Genomic DNA, 1,564 nt, shown 5'->3' with positions numbered 1-1,564 from the left:
AGCAGGAACAGTCCCGTCGCCCTCGCGGGCGACGGGACTGTTCCTGCTCCTCGTGCTGCCCGCCGACACCGACGGCGCCCCCGGTCCTCTGGTGGCGCTGTACGCGCTGGTGCTGATCGGCGCCGCCCTGGACGGTGCGCGGCGTGCGCGTGTCCCGGTCCCGCGACCGCCGTTGGTGCTGCCCGCCCTGCGGCCCGCCGTGGCCGTCGCCCTGGCCCTCGTCCTGCTCGCCATACCGGTCGGCGGGGCGGTCGCCTACGAGGCGGCACGTGACGAGGCCGTCGAGAGGATGCTGCTCGGCCGGCTCGCGGACGCCGACAAGAAGGTCGAGGCGACCCGAGAGAGTTCCGTCAGCAGCGAGGACAAGGGCCCGGAGTTCACGGCCGCCCTCGGCGTCTACCGCGAACTGGGCGAGAACGAGGGGGATTCGAGGGCCGGGAAGCTGGTGCCGGAGCGGCTGGCGGCGTTCTACGACGCCGTGTCCGTCCCGTACACCGAGAAGAACTACTGCGAGGCCGTCGACGCCCTCACCTATCTGCGTGACGTGCCCGACCAGGTCGACGGCGACCTGCTCGGCAAGCTGGCGGCCTGGCCCGACGACCCGTTGGCCACCTCGCTCCTGGAGTGCGGGAAGCAGGGGCTCGCCGCGGGCGAGTCGGTCGCGGACGGCGGTGATCTGGGCGAACTCATCGCCACTTTCCCGAAGTCGACGCAGGCCGCGGCGGTGAAGCCGGCCGTCGACGCCGCGATCGACGAGCGCGCCGGAAAGCTGGACGGGGCCGATCCGTGCACGTCCACCACGGAGTTGAGGAACATCTCCGACATGGTGAACTCCTTCCAGACGGACACCGCGGCCCTGAAGAAGAGCGCCGCGTCGGCCGTGGAGTCGGGGACGTACGCGTGCGGTGTCGACCAGTTCAAGGACAAGAAGTTCGACCTCGCCCTGGAGACGCTCACCGCGTTCAGGTCCACGTACAAGGACAGCGGGCGCAAGGACCGCGCGCGGGACATCGCCATCGCCGCCGAGATCGCGGCGGAGCGCGGGGCGGCCGGGAAGCGGCTGCCGCCGGAGAAGGCGCCCGGCGGGCCCCGGCTCGAGGTGGTGATCAGCAACGACGCCTCGGACGCGGTGGAGATCCTGTACACCGGGCCGGTGACCGGCACGATCAAGATCAAGGCGTGCGGCGGCTGTGAGAACTACACGAGTTACGACGCCGTCGACAAGGCCTGCAAGGACTCCGGCAAGGGCTACCCGAAGAAGACGCTGCGGCTGCCCGTGGGTGACTACCACTTCCTGCTCAAGCACTCCGGGGACGCGGCCGACGACGTGACCAGCACGACGGACGGGATGTCGATCGATCCCGGCTACTCCTACACGTACTGCAGCTATGTGGTCGAGACGGGCCCGTTCGACTCCATCCGGCCGGCGGACCCGGTCGACCCGGTGCTGGCCGGGTAGGGCCTGTCGTTTGGATCAGGCCGGATCAGGGAGCGGGGTCTGGCGCGGTGGATCGCAAGGCGGAGGAGGGAGGCATGGCGGAGCCATGCCGACCGACGACAACGC

At 70.5% G+C, this 1,564-nt stretch carries 1 protein-coding gene; it reads left to right on the top strand.

All coding sequences use genetic code 11. The features are described 5' to 3' along the window. The coding region (locus tag BHU15_RS40690; protein WP_171908531.1) for a hypothetical protein at positions 1-1,459 on the top strand (1,459 nt) is incomplete at its 5' end. Positions 1,460-1,564 lie beyond the last annotated feature (105 nt).

It is taken from the genome of Streptomyces niveus, from assembly GCF_001723055.1.
In the GTDB taxonomy this organism is placed as follows: domain Bacteria; phylum Actinomycetota; class Actinomycetes; order Streptomycetales; family Streptomycetaceae; genus Streptomyces; species Streptomyces niveus.
The sequence above is the reverse complement of the archived record's forward strand: the minus strand, read 5'-3'. Positions and strand labels throughout refer to the sequence as shown.